The following is a 16,028-nucleotide window of genomic DNA, read 5'->3' as shown; positions in this document are numbered from 1 at the left end:
CTGGGGGCAGGTGGCTCGAGGATGCTCATATGGATCGACATCAGCAGCAGGAGCTTCTCGGACTGCAAATCGGAAGCACCGCCGTCGCCGGTAGCGCGCTCCGGCGACGCGTAGACAAGGCGGACGGCTCCGTGCGCTGTCCTCCCGAGCCGCGGGCGGGACCCACCCCGACGCTTCGGGACAGCCCCTGCGTTCGCACGGCATCCGGATGGACATCATGGAGATCCGTGACGGCGGTGACCGCTCCGTGCTCGGCACGCCGCTCGTGACGGGAAAACCGCTGGAGCGTGTGGCCAACCTGGCCATCGCGCTCAAGCAGGCGCTCACCGACGACAGGCCGGTGGAGACGCGCGCCGCCGCCGATCGTCTGCTGTTCGACTTGGGCCGCACCCTCGTCCGGATTGAGGCGCCCTGAGCGGCGGCCACGCCGAAGGTCGCCGGGGCGCGCCGTGCTAGTTGATCAGGCAGAACCCGGTCCCGTCTGACCCCACCCGGCCGACCGTTCGCTCGGGCGCGCAGGGCGGCCGAAGCACCCGGGCTTCCTGCATCGGATGAAGCCCCGGAAGTTCGGAGCGGGCAGGCTGCGCGACCCGCTCTCCGGTCGGAGACGTCTCGGCGGACCAGGCCGGCACGACCGCGCCCGCGGCAGCAGCCGACGCGACCCGCCCGGGGGTGACGACCAGCGCCGACCCAGAGCCCGGCATGCCCGCCCGCGGCTCGATGCGCGTCTCGCGCGACGGATTCGGTACGGCCGGCCGATAGGTCGCGTGCGTGCGCCCGGAGAACAGCCGCCCGAATCCTCGGCCGGCCCGCGCCTCCGCGGCTTGACTGCCGACGACCAGCATCAGCGTCGTTGCTCCGGCCACCATCCAGGTCCGCATGGCTCGCTCCTCGCAGCGCGGTGATAATGCCGGAGGCGCGTTACCAATCACTGTGAGTATTGTATTGAAATCGAAAGATCGGCCCGTCGGAACAAGCGGTCCGTGCCGAACCTGCAGCTCGGGCCGCCCGGGCCAGCCGCTTTCGATCCAGGTCCGGGCCGTGCAGGCCCTGGAGGTCGGGGACATCGCGGGCGCCATGGAATGAGAAGACCTGCCGCTCGCCCGCGCGGACGATGTCCCGCGGCGCATCGCGCGGACGGATCCGCGCCGGCAGCGTCTCGACGGCCCGGCGCTCCGCGTTCGACACGATGGCGCTGCTCACCTGTTTGCCGGTGAGCATGGCGGCGGGATGTGCATCGGGGGTTGGCGGCATGTCGATCCACCTTGCCGTGCAAGTGGAAGCGCTGATCTCTCCCGGCCAACCGCCGCTGTGTCGAACCGGACCATAATGGTGCGCAATCGAAAACGCCTTGTGTGCGCAGTTGCGTTGCGGACCAGGCGCCGAAGTAGAACGAGACCGAATCGGGCGCTTGATAATCTTCGCCTCTGTGAGCCGGGCCGGATAATTCGGGCGTTCTCCGTTTGGATGATCTCACAGGAGGAGCGGAGGCCGTTTCCCGAATACATGGCGTCGGGTGCGCTGCAGGCCCCATCAAGGCCGCCGCCGGCTGTCGGTTCGATCCGAGGACTCTGGATCGACCGGCCCCATCATCCACAGGTCGGCGAAGGCGGCGCTGTTGGAACCAGCCGCGATGCGATAAATTAACCTAGGTGCAAAATGCGTTTGGGGGCGTCCGCATGGGCTTCACGTTTGTGACGGGTCAGGACGACTACGTCCTGGAAGATGCGGTTCGTCGCGGGGTTGCCGACGGGTTGGCGCGCATGCTGGGCGTACCCAAGCATCCGGACAGCGTCCAAGCGATGCTGGACAGCGACGCGCGAGCCCGGGAGGAGAGCGTCAACGTTCCCGTGCAAGCGACCGCAGGCACGGTCCGAACCACCCGGTAAACCGCAGGCTATCCGGCACCACCGCAGTAAGCCCCCCGTCAGGACCTCTGCCGCGGTGAAGATCTTCAAATTGACAACGGCATAGTCGCGCCGCAGCCGCGGGTGGGCATCGGCGTGCGGCAGCCCGTTCGGCCGCATCCCCGTTGAACGCGGGTGGGCTCATCATCGGACGAGCGGTCGCTCACGTGCGTCCCAGCTCCGACGTCTGGCATCGTCGTCGGTCTTGAGCGTCCGCCCGTAGTGAGAGGCGCGTGATCCGCAAACCCATCCCGTGAGAACCTGCCGACGCGCAGGATGAGGGTGTGGGGTCGAGGTCCGCCCCTTCGGACCCGACGCAGCCGGACCGTTCGAGGTCGATCAGGCGCTCGGGGCCGCCCGCGGTCATGGCGCGCGTAGAGCGGGTCCCTCCGCTTCGGTCGCGTTCGCGAGCGGCCCATCGGGCAAAGCCATGACCGGATGGTGCTGGCGGTACCATCCTGAGGGGGGAGCCTCCACGCCTGAGGCCCATCTTCGGCACAAGACGACGCGGAGCCCGACCGAAACCCGCTCCCTCGCTCACGCGCTCCGCGCGTCGGAACCCGCGGTTGCGTCCGCAATGGCGGCCTGAAGCCGACCTGCCTGCTCCGGCGACCGCCGAACCTGCGAGGGCGTGAGCCCGAAGCGCCTGCGGAAGGTTCGGTTGAAGTACGACAGGTCGCCGAAGCCGACATCGAAGGCGATGGCCCCGACCGGCCGCGGGTCCGCGCCATCCGTCAGGCGCTGCATCGCCCGATCGAGGCGGCGGGCGAGGACGAAGCCCGAGAAGGTCTCGCCTTCTGCCTGGAACATCGCCTGGATCTGCCGGCTCGAGATCCGCTGGGCCTGCGCGACGGTGTCCAGGCTCAGGTCCGGGCTGCCGAGGCGCTGCTCGACCTCGGCCTTGAGCGCCTGGATCCGCTGATCGCGCCGCTTCGGGGCCGGCGCGTCTGCCTGAAGGTCGGGTTCGCGCAAGATGAGGGCGAGGAGCTGGGTCAGGTGCTGGCGCACCAGCTCCGCCAGCGCGGGCGTGGCGGCGGGAATCAGCCCACGCAGCAGGCCCGCGGCGTAGGCGGTCAAGGTCTGCAGGCCCGGATGGTCCCGCTCGACCCGCCTGAGAAAGCCGGCATCGAGGCCGGCGAGGGGCTCCGAAAGCCGGGTGCGATCGAGCGCCAGGACGTCGATCCGCTCGACGCCCGTCGCGGCGAACACGGCGCCCCGGCTCGCTGCCACGAGCAGCGCGTCGCGCGAGCAGCAGGCGAGCGTGCGCCCGCCCTGTGTCACCTGAAGACGTCCGGCCGCCGGCCGCACCAGGAGCAGGCGCTCCACCGGGGCATCGTCGCTCCAAATTCGGGCGGGCCCGAACACGGAGGCTATGCCCAGATCGGGGATCAGGCGGATCGCGGTCCGGCCGCGGAACGGGACCGCATCCGCCCCCTCGATCGCCCGCGGGAGCCCGCCCCCGACGGGCCCGATCGCCGTGGCGACGAGCGGCGCGCCCTTCGACGCCTTCGAGGCCGTGGTCCTGGCCGGATCTGTCCGCTTCGTCATCGCACACCCAATGCAGCCGGATCCTGCGCAGCAGTCCGCACCCATGCTCGCCCGAGTCCAAGCGCACGGCGTGTCATCATGCTAGAGGCTCAAGATGATGTCGAGAGTTCCGGCTGTTTAGACTTCTGGCAACGGGCTGATAGCCGAGCGATCCTCTCATTGGACGAATTTTAATCTGCGCTCTTCGCCGATCGCGTGTCTTTTGTACACGGGTATCGACCTTGCGCGGCGGCAACGAGACGCCCCGACGAGGGCGTACAGGGATGGGTCTGGAGGTCATGAGGAATGTCGGTCTCGTCGCGATCCTCAGTGCGGGGACGATCCTGGCCGGGCCGGCCCGGGGCCAGATCGCCGCCCCGACGGTCGCCCTGGACGAGATCTCGGTCACCGCCACCCGCGCCCCGCGGCGGCTCGAGGACGTGCCGCAGAGCGTCCAGGTCGTCGACCGCGACCAGATCCGCCAGCAGCTCGCCCTGACGTCGAGCCCCTCGGCCGTGCTGTCCAAGCTGGTGCCGGGATTCTCGGCGCCGAACGGCACCATCTCCAGCGCCTCCGAGAGCTTTCGCGGCCGCAACCTCCTGGTCCTGATCGACGGCGTTCCGGTGAACACGCCGCTGCGGGACGTCTCGCGCATCCTCAACCTGATCGACCTCAATTCCGTGGAGCGGATCGAGGTGGTCGCGGGCGCCTCAAGCCTCTACAGCGCGGGCGCCACGGGCGGCACGGTCAACTTCATCACCCGCCGTCCCACCGACGGGAAGCCCATCGTCACCGTCAACACCGCGCTGCGGACCTTCACGGCCGATCCCGTCCACGGTCTCGCGCCGGAAACCTCGATCAGCGTGACCGGCAAGGTGCCGGACGGCGTCGATTACGCCTTCACCGGGTCGGGCCGCTTCGCCGCCCGCAGCTACGACGGCAAGGGCCGGGAGATGCCCTCCGACGGGCAGCTCGGCCAGGGCGGCGGCGACCGCTTCCAGCTTGGGAACATCAATCTGCGCCTGGGCCACGACCTCGATCTCGGCAAGCGCCTCGAATTCGGCCTTACCCAGATCCTGCTCAACCAGGATCCGCGCTATCTCACGGATTACAGCGGATCCTACGCGCGGCCGAACTACGCGCGGTCCTATCCGGGCCTGCCGGTGGCCGAGGACACGCGGTCGCTTTACCTGCGCTACGCCGACCGGGACACGCCGCTCGGGTCCCTGTCGCTGCTCGGCTTCTTCAACGACATCAACAAGCGCTTCAACTATACGGAATTCGCCTATCCGGCGAACCCCTTCGTCACATACTCGTTCACGCCCGCCGCGCCGACGAGCCCCGCCAACCAATCCGCCCTCGCGACCGAGCGCGGCGGCATCAATCTCACCCTCGACACGGATCTGAGCGTCCTCCTGCCCGGGATGAAGCTGACCTGGGGCACGGACGTGATCTCGGAATCCACGCGCCAGCGATCCCGCGACGGCGCGGACGTGTTCACGCCGCTCCAGCAGAACAGCTATGCCGGCTTCGCTCTTCTGCAGCTGCCCGTGGGGGAGCGGCTGACCCTGCGGGCCGGCCTGCGCTACGAGCATTTCGACCTCGACGTGGCGGGCTACACGCGGCCGACCACCTTCGCGGCGACCGCCGCCCGCAATGCCCTCGGCTACTCCACCTTCGTGCTGCCGGCGCTCGCCGTCACGGGCGGCCGCTTCGCCTACGCGGCCCCGACCTTCAACGCCGGCGCGACCTTCAACCTCCTGCCCGGCATCGATCTCTACGGCGGCTTCAGCCAGGGCTACGCGCTCGCCGATATCGGCGCCTTCACGCGGCGGGCCGGCCTGTCGCTCGCCTATGCCTGCCCGGTGACGCGGCCGTTCTGCCTGCCCGCGGGGACCGCCGTGGCGTATGCCAGCATCGCCCCGCAGGCGCAGATCGTGAACTCCTACGATTTCGGCCTCCGCGGCCGTGCGGGGATCTTCTCGGGCTCGCTGGGCGGGTTCGTGTCGACCTCGGACGAGGGCACGACCTTCGACCCGCTGACCAGCCGGCTGAGCCAGCAGAAGGAGATGATCTACGGCGTCGAGTTCACCGGCAACGCGCAGGTGAGCGAGCAGCTCAGCCTCGGCGCCGTGCTCGGCTATCGTGAGGGCCGCTACGATACCAACCGGGACGGGCGCCTCGACAGCGATCTGCCCAACAACCGCATCGGCGCGCCCTTCCGCGCCACCCTGTCGGGGACGTACCTGTTCGAGAACGGCGTGTCGTTCCGCCTCGAGGGCGAGGGTTTCAGCGGGCGCAACGCCCGCATCGACCTGGTCGGCACCCGCTACCGCCTGAAGGACGCCTTCACGGTGAACGCCGCCGTCGGCGCGCCGGTGGCCGGCGGCGAACTCTACGCCTCCGTCGACAACCTCTTCGACGCCACCTTCTGGAACCCGACCGCGACATCGGTGCGCAACCTGACCGTCTACGGGCTCGGGCGCACGGTCACGGTCGGCTACCGCAGGACGTTCTGAGCCGATGGTCGCCGTGGAAGAGACGGACGACCTCGTCGTCCTGCGCTATCTCGGGCCGCCGCAGGCCGGCGACGAGGCCGCCTATCTCGACGCCCTGGAGCGGATCGGCGCGCATGCCGGACCCTTCGCGCTGATCTTGGTGCTCGGCGGCGTCGGCAAGCTTTCGGCCGCCGGGGAACGCGCCCAGGCCCTGTGGTTCAAGCGCACCCGCGCCGACCTCGACCGGCGCTGCAGCGGCCTCGTCATCGTGCGGCCCGGCTTCACGGAGGGCGGGGCGGAGGTGTTCCGCCGGCTCTGGCGCTTCCCGATCCGGATCGCCCCCAACGAGGCCTCCGCCCGCGCGGCGGTGCGGGACTTTCCCACGTGATCGCCGCCCGGTCCGAGCGGTATCGGCTCTTCGCCGTGCTCGCCGCGCTCTACATGGCGCAGGCGATTCCCTCCTACCTGATCGCGGCCGCGCTCCCGCCGATCCTGCGCGAGGCCGGCGTCTCGCGCGCCGCGATCGGCTATCTGAGCCTGCTGTTCCTGCCGCTCGTGCTGAAGTTTCTCTGGGCGCCGGTGGTCGACCGGGTGCGGCCCTTCGCGCGGGCACACCGGGCGGGCTGGGTGATCGTCACTCAGATCGGCGTCATCGGCTGCATCCTGGCGATGCTGCCGCTCGGACCCACCGACGTCGCCGCCCTCATCGGCGTCGGCTTCGTCGCCGCCCTGCTGATCTCGACGCAGGACATCGCGACCGACGGCTACGCCGTGATGCGGCTGCGGCCCGAGGACCGCGGCATCGGCAACGCCATCCAGGGCGGCTCGGTCGCCCTGGGCGTGGTCGTCGGCGGGACGCTGAGCCTCGTCCTCTACCATCATGCCGGCTGGCGCGTGATGCTGCTCACCGCCGCCGCCTTCTCGCTGCCGCCGCTGGCCGCCGCCGCGTACATGCGGGAAGGCGACCCCGCGTCCGACCGGCGGGCGCCGCGTCCGTCCATCCGCGCCTTCCTGCGGCGGCCGGAGGTGCGCACCATCCTGTGGGTCGCTCTCACCTACCGGGTCAGCGAAGGCCTCGTGAAGGCCATGGAGGGGTCCTACCTCGTCGATGCCGGCGTGCCCCTCGACCGAATCGGCTACCTGTCGGGCTTCTCGGCGGCGACCGCGGGGCTCGCCGGGTCGGGCGTCGCCGCCCTGCTGGTGCGCCGCTGCGGCACCGCCGCCACCCTCGGCCTTCTCGGGGTGCTGCGGACCCTGTGCTTCGCCCTGTTCGCGGCCCATGCCCTCGGTGTCGTGGTCGGCCTGTGGCCGCTCTTCGGCGCGACCGGATTTCAGACGCTGATCCGCTACATGGAGATCGTTGCGCTCTACAGCCTGTTCATGGCGGTTTCGTCGACCGACCAGCCCGGCACCGACTTCACGATCCTCGCCTGCGCGCAGCTCGTCGTCTACCTCGTCGGCTCGCTGATCTCGGGCAAGCTCGCCGACCTCCTGGGCTACGGCGCCCTGTTCGGTCTCGCCACGCTGCTCTCGGGCGCCGCCACGGTGGCGACCGTGCGGCTGCTCGGCCGCAATCCCGGGCCGACCTGATGGCTCGGCCGGTGCCCGAGCCGCGCGGCCGCGGGGATCAGCGCGAGGCCCAGGGCCGCGCAGAGCCAGGGCGGCAGGTCGGGTGCGATGCGGAAGGCCGCGCCGCCGCTCAGGGCTCCGATCCCCTGGCCCAGCACGTGCGCGCTCGCCAGCCAACCCGCGGCCGCGGCCTGGGACGCCTCCGGCACCCGGGCCACGAGGGCGGCGGTGTAGGTCGGCGTCGCGAGGGCGATGCAGGCGCCCGCCAGGACCGCGCCGAGCACCGCGAGCCACGGCGCCTGAGAAAGCGCGATCAGGCTGGAGCCCGCTGCGAACCCGGCGAGGCCCAGGCACAGGTTGCGCCCGAGGTCCCGGCCGAGACGCGGCACCACGAGGAGCTGCATCAGGATCATCGCGACCGCGATCAGGGCGAAGGTCACCCCGGCGAGCCCCGCGGCTGCTTCGGCGCCGAGGCCGAAGCGGCGCTGCAGGAACAGGCCGAGCACGATCTGGATCTGTCCGAGGCCGATCGTGAGCGCGAAGCCGATCGCCAGGAACGGCCCCGCCGCGCGCAGGAAGTTCCGCCCCGCCCCGCCCCGGGCCGACCGGGGTCCGCCGGGGAGGTCCGGCGCGGCGAGCAAGAGGAGCGGGCTCGCCGCGAGGGCGAGGAGCGGCGCGACTGCGCCGAAGAGGCCGGCCGCCGTGACCAGCGAGCCGATTATGCGGCCGACCGAGAGGCCGGCGCCGAGCCGCCCGAGGGCTGCGGGACGCAGCGCCTCCGGCACGCCGCGCACCAGCGCGGCCTGGGCGTGCGGCATCACCCCGGCCGCTCCCGCGCCGTAGGCGATCCGCGCGCCCGCGAGGAGGGCCAGCGCCGCGGCCGCGGAGAGCCCGGGCAGAACCAGCGCGAGACCGAACAGGCCGTGACCCAGCACCATCAGCGCCGCGAGGGCTCCGAAGAGGCGGCGGAGGCGCCACGCACCGCCGTGATGCCCCCAGGCCGGCGCGCAAAGCAGGAACACCAGCGACCCGAGCAGGGCTATGCCTCCGATCGTGGCCGGGTCGAGCCCGGTGCGCGCGGCGGTCACCGGTACCAGCGCGAGGACGGCCGACTGACCGAAGCCCACGGCCGCGGCGGCCAGCGAGAACCGCGCCGCCGCGCGCCCGGACGCGCAGATGGAGTCTGGAGCCATGGGAGCCTCGTCGACGAACGGTTTTCTATCGCATCGATTCCCGATCTCGCAAGATGATTTTCTTAGTTTTGAAATAATTATATAGTACACACACAGAGTTGCCAGGTTTGATCTTCTGATCTATCGACGGAACTCACGATTTGGGAGGGGCGTTGATGGTCGACGTGGGCACTGGCGTCGGTGACATTGCTCGCGAGATCTCGGCGCGCTGCTTCCTGAACAGCCTGCTGCGCGAATGGGCTGGCTGGTCGATCGCCCCGTGGCGGCGACGGACCCCGAGGCTGGCACTGGCGCGCGGAGGCTACGCATTCCGCTGCCGAGCCGTGGCTCCGTCGTGGAGATCGCGGTCGAGCACCTCTCCTCGGTTGGGCTGCACGTGTTCCGTCTCCCGTTTCGCGAGCATCGTGCCGACGCGCCTGCCCGGGTCCTGGCCTTCGCCGAGTTCGCCGCGGCGGTCGCCCACGAGCCGGACATCGTCGGCCCGGCCGCGGCGGGGGCCGCGCCGGCCTTCCTGAGCCGGGTGCTCCAGAGCCTCGCCGCCATCGAGGACGCGCTCACCCGCGCGCCGACGCCCAGCCTCTGCCTGCACGCCGATCCGAGCTTCCTGGAAGCCGAGCGCGCCCTTCGCTACGGCCACGCGGTGCACCCGACCCCCCGCAGCCGGGACGCGTTCACGCCCGAGGATGCGCGCGCCTTCGCGCCCGAATACGGCGCGGGGTTCCCGTTGCGCTGGTGGTCGGCCGCGCCCGGGGCGGTCCTGCAGGGCGCCTCGCGGGCCGAGACAGCCGCCGAGCTCAGCGCCGGCCTCGCCGCGGAGGATCCCGCCCTCGACCGGCAGATCCTCGCGGCGGCCGAAGGCCGTGTCCTCCTGCCGATGCATCCCTGGCAGGCAGCCCGGCTCGGCCTCGATCCCGCGATCGGGGCCCTGTTCCGTTCGGGGCAGCTGATCGATCACGGTCCCGGCGGCGGCCCGTGGTTTGCCACGACCTCGCTGCGCAGCCTCTACGCGCCGCACGCGCGCCTCATGCTGAAGCATTCGCTGAGCCTGAGGCTCACCAATTCGCTGCGCCTGATCAAGGAGATCGAGTGCGCGCGCGGCCTCGCGGTCGACACGCTGCTGCAGGGACCGATCGGGGCGGCGATCGCGGCGCGCTGGCCGCACTTCCACATCCTCGGCGAGCCCGGCTACCTCGCCCTGCGCGGCCTCGACGGTGCGGCGCTGCCGCAGACGATCGTCGCGCTGCGCGACAATCCCTTCCGCGGATCCAGTCCGCGACCGGCTGCCGTTCTCGCAGCCCTGTGCGAGATCTATCCGGACGGCCGGGGCAGTGCCCTCGCCGACACGATCCTGCGCCTCGGCGGGCGGGAGAACGGCGCGCGCGGCGTGCAGGGTACCGAGGCCGTGGCCCTGCGCTGGTTCGCCCGCTTCCTGGACGTCGCGGTCGGACCGCTCCTCGAGATGCAATGCGCGTTCGGCCTGCTGTTCGGCGCGCACCAGCAGAACCTCGTCATCGGCCTCGATGAAGGCTGGCCGGCGGAGGCCTACTTCCGCGACTGCCAGGGCACGGGATTCGTGCGCGAATGCCTGCCGACCCTGGCCGAGGCCGCGCCGGGGCTCGACCTCGGATCCGGCCACGTCTTCGCCGCGGCGGAGGCCGCCCGGATCATGACCTACTACCTCGTCGTCAACAGCGTCTTCGCGGTGATCGGCGCGATCGCCATCGCCGGATTGGCGCCCGAGGCCGTGCTCACCCGCCGCATGCGCCGCTTCGTCGAGGCGCTCGCCGGGACGGACCTGCGCGACAAGACCTGCCTGCGCGTCCTGCTCGATGCCCCGACGCTCGGGAGCAAGGGCAACTTCATGATCTGCTTCCGCAACATCAACGAGAACACGGACGTGACCGATCCCCTGTCGCACTACGTCGACCTGCCCAACCCCCTCGCCGCCGGTGGCGCGGAGGTCCGGCCGTGACCGTGCGCGCGCGCGCCGGCAGCTTCGTCGGAACCGCCCCCGACGGCTGGGCCGGCACGAGCCGGCACTGGCCGGTCGCCGGCGAGGCCCTGGTGGTGGAGAGCCTACCCCGCGACGCGCGGAGTGTCCGGCTCCGGGCGACGCGCTGCGATGCGACAATCGCCGAGGCGAAACTGCACATCCCGGCCGGCGCCGACGCGGCGATCCTCGACCTCCTGCACCCGGACGGCCGGCACCCGGGCGAAACCGCGACCGTGGCGGCCCTGGTCGAGGCCGCGTTGCAGCGCTGCCCTGACGTGCGACGCCTGCGCGTCGCCGGCCTCGGTGGCGCCCCGGCTCTGATCGCCCTCGCCGGCGAGATCCGCGCCGAACCGGGTGCGGCGCCCGACGCGCTGATCGAGCGCGCGCACTTTTACCAGCTCCCGCTGCTCTGGCTGACGGCGGGGTCCCAGGCCGTCTACCCGCCGATCCGGTCGCGCGTCGGGCCGCAGGACCGTCTGCCGCCGCTCCGGCCGCCGCAGCCGACCGGCACGCTGTACCGGCGCTGGCTGCCCCACCTCGGTACCACCCTGTCCTTCCGGGCCATCGACCGGCGGCGCGACCTCGCCGTGTTTCACGGCTGGATGAACCAGCCCCGGGTTTCCTACTACTGGGAGCTGGCCCAAGGCGCGGCGGAACTCGACCGCTACCTCGCCGCTCAGGAGGCCGATCCGCACCTGTTCGGGGTAATCGGCAGTTTCGACGACGTGCCGGTCGGCTATTTCGAGTTCTACTCGGCGAAGGAAGACCGGCTCGGCCCCTACTACGACGCCGAGGATTTCGACCGCGGCTGGCACGGGCTCATCGGCAACGCCGCCCATCTCGGCCGGCCGAAGACGTTGGCCTGGTTCCGGGCGGTGAGCCACTACCTGTTCCTGGACGAGCCCCGCACCCGGCGGATCATGGGCGAGCCGCGGGCCTCGCACCGCAAGATGCTGAGCTACTGCGCGGACGCGGCCTACGAGAAGCTCAAGGAGTTCGACTTCCCCCACAAGCGCGCCGCGCTCGTCTCTTGCGAGCGCGACCGCTTCTTCCGCGAGGTGCCCCTGTGAGGCTGGGGCCCCTGCCGGGTGGCCGCCCGGTGACCGCGCCGCTCTGGCTCGACCTGAACCGCGCGCTCATCGCCAAGACCATCGCCGAACTCGCCTTCGAGGAGGCGCTCGTGCCGGAGCCGATCGATCGCGCGGGCACGCAGTGGCTGCTGCGCCTCGACGGCGAGGTCGCCTACCGCTTCCGGGCCGCGCGCCGGATCTGGGGCAACCTGGCGATCGACCCTGCGAGCCTGACCCGCGTCGTCGGCGACGTGGCGGGCCCGGCCGGCGACGCGGCCGGCTTCCTCGTCGACGCGCGCCATGTGCTGGGGATCGCGCCCGCGACGCTCTGCACCTACATCGCGGAAATCGCGAGCACGCTGGCCGCCGATGCCCGCATCGCGGCGATCGGCCGGACCGTGACGGGACCGGCGCTCCTGGCCTTCAGCGACGGCATCCTGCAGGCCTATCTCGACGGCCACCCGAAGGCGCCGGCGAGCAAGGGCCGGATCGGCTGGGGGCTCTCCGACTTCGAGGCCTATGCGCCGGAATTCCAGCCGGACATCCGGCTGCACTGGGTCGCGGCCGATCGGTCCGCCTGCCGCCTCGACCTGGAACCCGGCCTCGACGAAGCCGATCTCCTCGCCGATTCCCTCGACGGGCCGGAGCGGACCCGCCTCGCGGCGACCTGCCGCGAGCGCGGCGTCGATCCGGAGCGGTTCCTGCTGCTGCCGGTCCATCCCTGGCAGTGGCAGAACCGGGTCGCGCTGCATTTCGCGGGCGAGATCGCGGCCGGGCGCCTCGTTCCGCTCGGGACCTTCGGGCGGGCCTACAGGCCGCAGCAATCGCTGCGCACCTTGGCGAGCGCGGATGCCGGCGGTCGCCTCGACGTGAAGCTCGCCTTGACGATCCTCAACACTTCCGCGTGGCGCGGCGTGCCGGGCAAGTACATGGCGATCGGGCCCGCCTTCTCGGCCTGGCTCGCCGAGAAGGCCGCGCACGATCCCGCGCTCGCGGGCACCGTGATCCTGCGGGAGCGGGCCGGCGCCTTCTACCCGCACCCGATCTACGAGCGGATCACCGACGCGCCCTACCAATACCGCGAGATGCTGGGCGTGATCTGGCGCGACGGCCTCGCCGGCCGGCTGGCACCCGGCACCTCCGCGATGATGATGGGCGCGCTCCTGAAGGCGGACGCGCAGGGCCGCCCCCTCGTCGGCCTCCTGATCGCGCGCTCGGGCCTCGCCGCCGAGGCATGGCTGGAGCGGCTGTTCGACCACGTGGCGGTGCCACTCTACCATTTCCTCTGCCGCTACGGCGTCGGCTTCATCGCCCACGGCCAGAACGTCACCCTGATCCTGCGGGACGGCGTGCCCTGCGGCGTGGCGCTCAAGGATTTCCAGGGCGATGCCGACCTCGTCGACGGGGATTTCCCGGAGAGCCACGACCTGCCGCCGGGCGTGCGGGAGACGCTCCTGCGCCGGCCCGCCGCCCATCTGCTCCAGCACCTCCAGACGGGCCATTTCGCCAGCCTGCTGCGCTTCGTCTCGGAGGCGCTCCTGCGCGACCTGGGCGTGCCGGAGATCGCCTTCTACGGCGCGCTGGTGCGGGTCCTGCGCCGCTACCAGGCGCGGCACCCCGAACTCGCCGACCGATTCCGCCTGTTCGAGCTGTTCGCCCCGACCGTGCCGCGGGTCTGCATCAACCGCGTCCGCCTCGCCCTCGGCTACGGCGATTCGGACCAGAGGCCGGTCCCGTGGCTCGGCAGCGACCTGATCAATCCCCTCCATCACGCAGAGGTCGCCGCGGCGGAGGCCATTCCAGGGACCGCCCCGCAGATGGGCCCACAGGCACGGTTTCAGGCATCATGACGGATCACCCGCTCGATCTGGCCGGCATCGGCGTCGGCCCCTTCAATCTCAGCCTCGCGGCGCAGCTCGACGCGGTCGAGGACATCGACGCGCGGTTCTTCGACCGTGCTCCGGCCTTCGACTGGCATCCCGGGATGATGCTCCCGGAGGCCGCGCTGCAGACCTCCGTCCTCAAGGATCTCGTCACGGCGGTGAACCCGACGAGCCCCTGGAGCTTCCTGGCCTACCTCTTGGCGCAGAAGCGCTTCTATGAATTCCTCAACGCCGACTTCGGGGCGGTGCCGCGGCAGGAATTCGCGCAGTATCTCGCCTGGGTCGCCGCCCGGCTCCCCAGCCTGCGCTTCGGCACGGCGATCCACGAGGTCCGGTTCGAGGCGGACAGGTTCCGTCTGCGCGGCGCGGGCGGTACGGCCTGCGCGCGCAACATCGCCCTCGGCGTCGGCCTGCAGCCGAACCTGCCTGCCTTCGCGGGCAAGCTCGACCCGCGCGATCACGCCCACAGCGCGCAGGCCACGACGATCCTCGCGCGCGTTGCGGGCCGGCGGGTCGCGGTGATCGGCGGCGGCCAGAGCGGCGCGGAGATCGTGCTGACCCTGCTCAACCGGGCTTTGGACAGGCCGGCCTCCGTGGACTGGATCAGCCGGCGCCCAAATTTCCAGCCGATCGACGCGACGCCGTTCACGAACGAGTTGTTCACGCCCGGATATGTCGAGCGCTTCCACGCCCTTCCGGAGGCGCGCCGCCACTCGACGGTGGTGCGCCAGAAGCTTGCCGGCGACGGAATCTCCACCTCGACGCTGCAGGCGATCTACCGGCGCCTCTACACGATGCGGCACCTCACCGGGACGTCCCCGACCGGCGAGCCGACCGCCGCGAGCCTGTCGCCGCACCGCGAGGTGCTGGACGTAGAGCGGGCGGCCGGGTGCTACCGCCTGCTGATGCGCAATGGCTTCGACGGGCGCATCGAAGGTTCGCACGCCGACATCGTCGTCCTGGCGACCGGCTACCGCTTCGCGCTGCCGCCCTGCCTCGACCCGCTGCGCGACCGCCTCGTCCTCGATGCCACCGGGCGCCCGCAGGTCGGCCCCGACTTCGCCGCAGCCTGGGACGGCCCGGCGCGGAATCGCCTCTTCGTGCTGAATGGCGGCCTGATCAGCCACGGCATCGCGGAACCGCAGCTCAGCCTCATGGCCTGGCGCAGCGCCGTCATCGTCAACGCCCTGGCGGGACGCGCCGTCTTCGAGGTCGACGCATCGCCATCGCCCTTGGCGTGGTCGAGCGCTCACTTCGCGCGTCACGTTCCTGAGGGCGAGGGACGCAGGGAGGCCGACGTCTCCCGGCGCGTCGGTCCGGCGTGAGTGCGCGGCCCCCGGGTCGGTGAGCCCCCGACGGGTCGGCCGATCGGCGGCATCGTTCCGCGCGTGGCCGATCATCCAGGGCCCGGCGCGCCGCTTCGGCAAGCCTGTCTCCGGCGCTGAAAGGCCGGGGCCCGAACCTCGGTCTCGGCCCTGCGGCCTTCGAGGACACCATCGGTTCGGGAGAGGGCGCGACGCTGCGCACCGAGCGTCGCGAGCGCCGGACCCCGCCGATTGCCCGACCGCCAGGTGCGCGAAAGCCAGGTTCGCCCCGATCCCGGTAGGACCGCGTCGGGCGATCGGGGGCGCCACGCCGATCCCGCCTTGCAGTGCCGCCCGGGGGGAGCGCGATGGCTTGCACGAGGCCCATGCGGCGCGCGTCCTCCGGCCCCCAACGGTCACCGGTCGGCACGTCGCGCATCGCGTGGCCTCACCCGGCCTCCCCGGGAAACCGCACCGCGGCACCGCCTCCCGCGAAGCGGCCGGCGTGTTCTCGTCAAGTGGGGAGCCGTGTCTCTGCGGACGCGACGCGGAGGTCGGCGACGAGGCGGCAGCTCAGGGCTCGTGTTCCAGGTGTCGCCCTCTACGATCGCCACGGGCGGCTTCCTCGAAGGGCGGCCCGGTTACAGCGGGTCGATCGCGCCGGGACCGGGCGCGCGTGCGTGTCCCGCCTCCAGACCCGCGGCGAAGGCATCGACCGCGCTGCCGCGGGAGACGGTCTCGCCGTGTCCGAACAGCACCGCAGCAGGCAGCGTCGGATCGGGGTCGGATCGGCGTCGAACCCGACATACGCCCGCGCGAACGCGCGGTACGCCTCCGGATCGATGCGGCGAGGTCAGTACCGAAGGTTGGTTCAACAGACAGGACACGACGACCATAGGTCGGGACACGGGCACCACCATGATCGGCCACTCCGTGCTGTTGCCTGCCGATGGCGGGCCCAATCCGGTCGCATGCTGACCCCTTCAGCCACCCTCGGACCGTTTTGCCCCGTCGCAACGAACCTGCGGGCTGAACGGACCGCCCGGCATTGACGCCGTCGCGCCGCCATAATAGATGATGGATA

General features: G+C 71.3%; 14 protein-coding genes. 9 read left to right on the top strand and 5 right to left on the bottom strand.

Annotated features, from left to right (window positions below):
• Positions 1–208 precede the first annotated feature (208 nt).
• Positions 209–415 (top strand): hypothetical protein, encoded by a 207-nt coding sequence (locus MKK82_RS31445; RefSeq protein WP_243987927.1) that lies wholly within the window; start codon positions 209–211, stop codon positions 413–415.
• Positions 416–452: 37 nt separating this feature from the next.
• Here MKK82_RS31445 and MKK82_RS31440 read toward each other — a convergent pair whose 3' ends face one another.
• Positions 453–881, bottom strand: coding sequence for a hypothetical protein (locus tag MKK82_RS31440; protein WP_243987926.1), 429 nt, complete (start codon positions 879–881; stop codon positions 453–455).
• A gap of 40 nt (positions 882–921) precedes the next feature.
• Positions 922–1,254 carry a hypothetical protein gene (locus tag MKK82_RS31435; RefSeq protein ID WP_238290333.1) on the bottom strand — a complete coding sequence of 111 codons (333 nt, stop codon included), beginning with the start codon at positions 1,252–1,254 and terminating at the stop codon, positions 922–924.
• Between the two features lie 425 nt (positions 1,255–1,679).
• On the opposite strand from MKK82_RS31435, the gene MKK82_RS31430 reads away from it, so the two are divergent.
• Complete coding sequence (locus MKK82_RS31430; protein ID WP_243987925.1) at positions 1,680–1,889, top strand: hypothetical protein; 210 nt, start codon at positions 1,680–1,682, stop codon at positions 1,887–1,889.
• Positions 1,890–2,444: 555 nt separating this feature from the next.
• On the opposite strand, the gene MKK82_RS31425 is transcribed toward MKK82_RS31430, so the two are convergent.
• On the bottom strand, positions 2,445–3,455 hold the full coding sequence (locus tag MKK82_RS31425) for an AraC family transcriptional regulator (protein WP_243987923.1): 1,011 nt from the start codon (positions 3,453–3,455) through the stop codon (positions 2,445–2,447).
• A gap of 278 nt (positions 3,456–3,733) precedes the next feature.
• Between MKK82_RS31425 and MKK82_RS31415 the strand changes: the two genes are divergently transcribed.
• From MKK82_RS31415 to MKK82_RS31405, 3 genes are read left to right on the top strand one after another with little or no spacing between them, the layout of a single operon-like run.
• Positions 3,734–5,953, top strand: a complete 2,220-nt coding sequence (locus MKK82_RS31415; protein ID WP_279603380.1) for a TonB-dependent receptor — start codon at positions 3,734–3,736, stop codon at positions 5,951–5,953.
• A 4-nt stretch (positions 5,954–5,957) separates the two neighbouring features.
• Positions 5,958–6,320, top strand: a complete 363-nt coding sequence (locus MKK82_RS31410; protein ID WP_238290335.1) for a hypothetical protein — start codon at positions 5,958–5,960, stop codon at positions 6,318–6,320.
• Positions 6,317–7,522, top strand: coding sequence for an MFS transporter (locus MKK82_RS31405; RefSeq protein ID WP_283206452.1), 1,206 nt, complete (start codon positions 6,317–6,319; stop codon positions 7,520–7,522). The genes MKK82_RS31410 and MKK82_RS31405 overlap by 4 nt, the downstream gene beginning before the upstream one ends.
• Here MKK82_RS31405 and MKK82_RS31400 read toward each other — a convergent pair.
• On the bottom strand, positions 7,429–8,694 hold the full coding sequence (locus MKK82_RS31400; RefSeq protein WP_238290336.1) for an MFS transporter: 1,266 nt from the start codon (positions 8,692–8,694) through the stop codon (positions 7,429–7,431). The genes MKK82_RS31405 and MKK82_RS31400 overlap by 94 nt on opposite strands.
• A gap of 259 nt (positions 8,695–8,953) precedes the next feature.
• On the opposite strand from MKK82_RS31400, the gene MKK82_RS31395 reads away from it, so the two are divergent.
• Genes MKK82_RS31395 through MKK82_RS31380 form a run of 4 tightly spaced genes read left to right on the top strand, consistent with a single transcriptional unit; the run spans position 8,954 to position 14,965 of the window.
• A complete protein-coding gene (locus MKK82_RS31395; protein WP_373323359.1) occupies positions 8,954–10,666 on the top strand; it encodes an IucA/IucC family protein in 1,713 nt (570 codons plus the stop codon).
• Positions 10,663–11,757, top strand: a complete 1,095-nt coding sequence (locus tag MKK82_RS34315) for a GNAT family N-acetyltransferase (protein WP_243987921.1) — start codon at positions 10,663–10,665, stop codon at positions 11,755–11,757. Before MKK82_RS31395 ends, MKK82_RS34315 begins: the two co-directional genes overlap by 4 nt.
• A complete protein-coding gene (locus MKK82_RS31385; RefSeq protein WP_243987919.1) occupies positions 11,754–13,607 on the top strand; it encodes an IucA/IucC family protein in 1,854 nt (617 codons plus the stop codon). Before MKK82_RS34315 ends, MKK82_RS31385 begins: the two co-directional genes overlap by 4 nt.
• A complete protein-coding gene (locus MKK82_RS31380; RefSeq protein ID WP_238290341.1) occupies positions 13,604–14,965 on the top strand; it encodes a lysine N(6)-hydroxylase/L-ornithine N(5)-oxygenase family protein in 1,362 nt (453 codons plus the stop codon). Before MKK82_RS31385 ends, MKK82_RS31380 begins: the two co-directional genes overlap by 4 nt.
• A 620-nt stretch (positions 14,966–15,585) precedes the next feature.
• Here MKK82_RS31380 and MKK82_RS31375 read toward each other — a convergent pair.
• Complete coding sequence (locus MKK82_RS31375; protein WP_238290342.1) at positions 15,586–15,864, bottom strand: hypothetical protein; 279 nt, start codon at positions 15,862–15,864, stop codon at positions 15,586–15,588.
• Positions 15,865–16,028: the final 164 nt, after the last annotated feature.

The organism is Methylobacterium sp. E-046 (assembly GCF_022829625.1).
Lineage (GTDB): Bacteria > Pseudomonadota > Alphaproteobacteria > Rhizobiales > Beijerinckiaceae > Methylobacterium > Methylobacterium longum.
Note: the sequence above shows the minus strand (reverse complement) of the source record. Positions and strands in the feature narration are given on the sequence as shown.

What these genes read in the sequence shown, in the direction of transcription:
- MKK82_RS31380 (WP_238290341.1), top strand. Translation starts at nt 13,604, where the DNA reads ATGACGGATCACCCGCTCGATCTGGCCGGCATCGGCGTCGGCCCCTTC.
- MKK82_RS31415 (WP_279603380.1), top strand. Translation starts at nt 3,734, where the DNA reads ATGAGGAATGTCGGTCTCGTCGCGATCCTCAGTGCGGGGACGATCCTG.
- MKK82_RS31400 (WP_238290336.1), bottom strand. Translation starts at nt 8,694, where the DNA reads ATGGCTCCAGACTCCATCTGCGCGTCCGGGCGCGCGGCGGCGCGGTTC.
- MKK82_RS31435 (WP_238290333.1), bottom strand. Translation starts at nt 1,254, where the DNA reads ATGCCGCCAACCCCCGATGCACATCCCGCCGCCATGCTCACCGGCAAA.
- MKK82_RS31430 (WP_243987925.1), top strand. Translation starts at nt 1,680, where the DNA reads ATGGGCTTCACGTTTGTGACGGGTCAGGACGACTACGTCCTGGAAGAT.
- MKK82_RS31445 (WP_243987927.1), top strand. Translation starts at nt 209, where the DNA reads ATGGACATCATGGAGATCCGTGACGGCGGTGACCGCTCCGTGCTCGGC.
- MKK82_RS31375 (WP_238290342.1), bottom strand. Translation starts at nt 15,864, where the DNA reads ATGGTGGTGCCCGTGTCCCGACCTATGGTCGTCGTGTCCTGTCTGTTG.
- MKK82_RS31410 (WP_238290335.1), top strand. Translation starts at nt 5,958, where the DNA reads ATGGTCGCCGTGGAAGAGACGGACGACCTCGTCGTCCTGCGCTATCTC.
- MKK82_RS31440 (WP_243987926.1), bottom strand. Translation starts at nt 881, where the DNA reads ATGCGGACCTGGATGGTGGCCGGAGCAACGACGCTGATGCTGGTCGTC.
- MKK82_RS31425 (WP_243987923.1), bottom strand. Translation starts at nt 3,455, where the DNA reads ATGACGAAGCGGACAGATCCGGCCAGGACCACGGCCTCGAAGGCGTCG.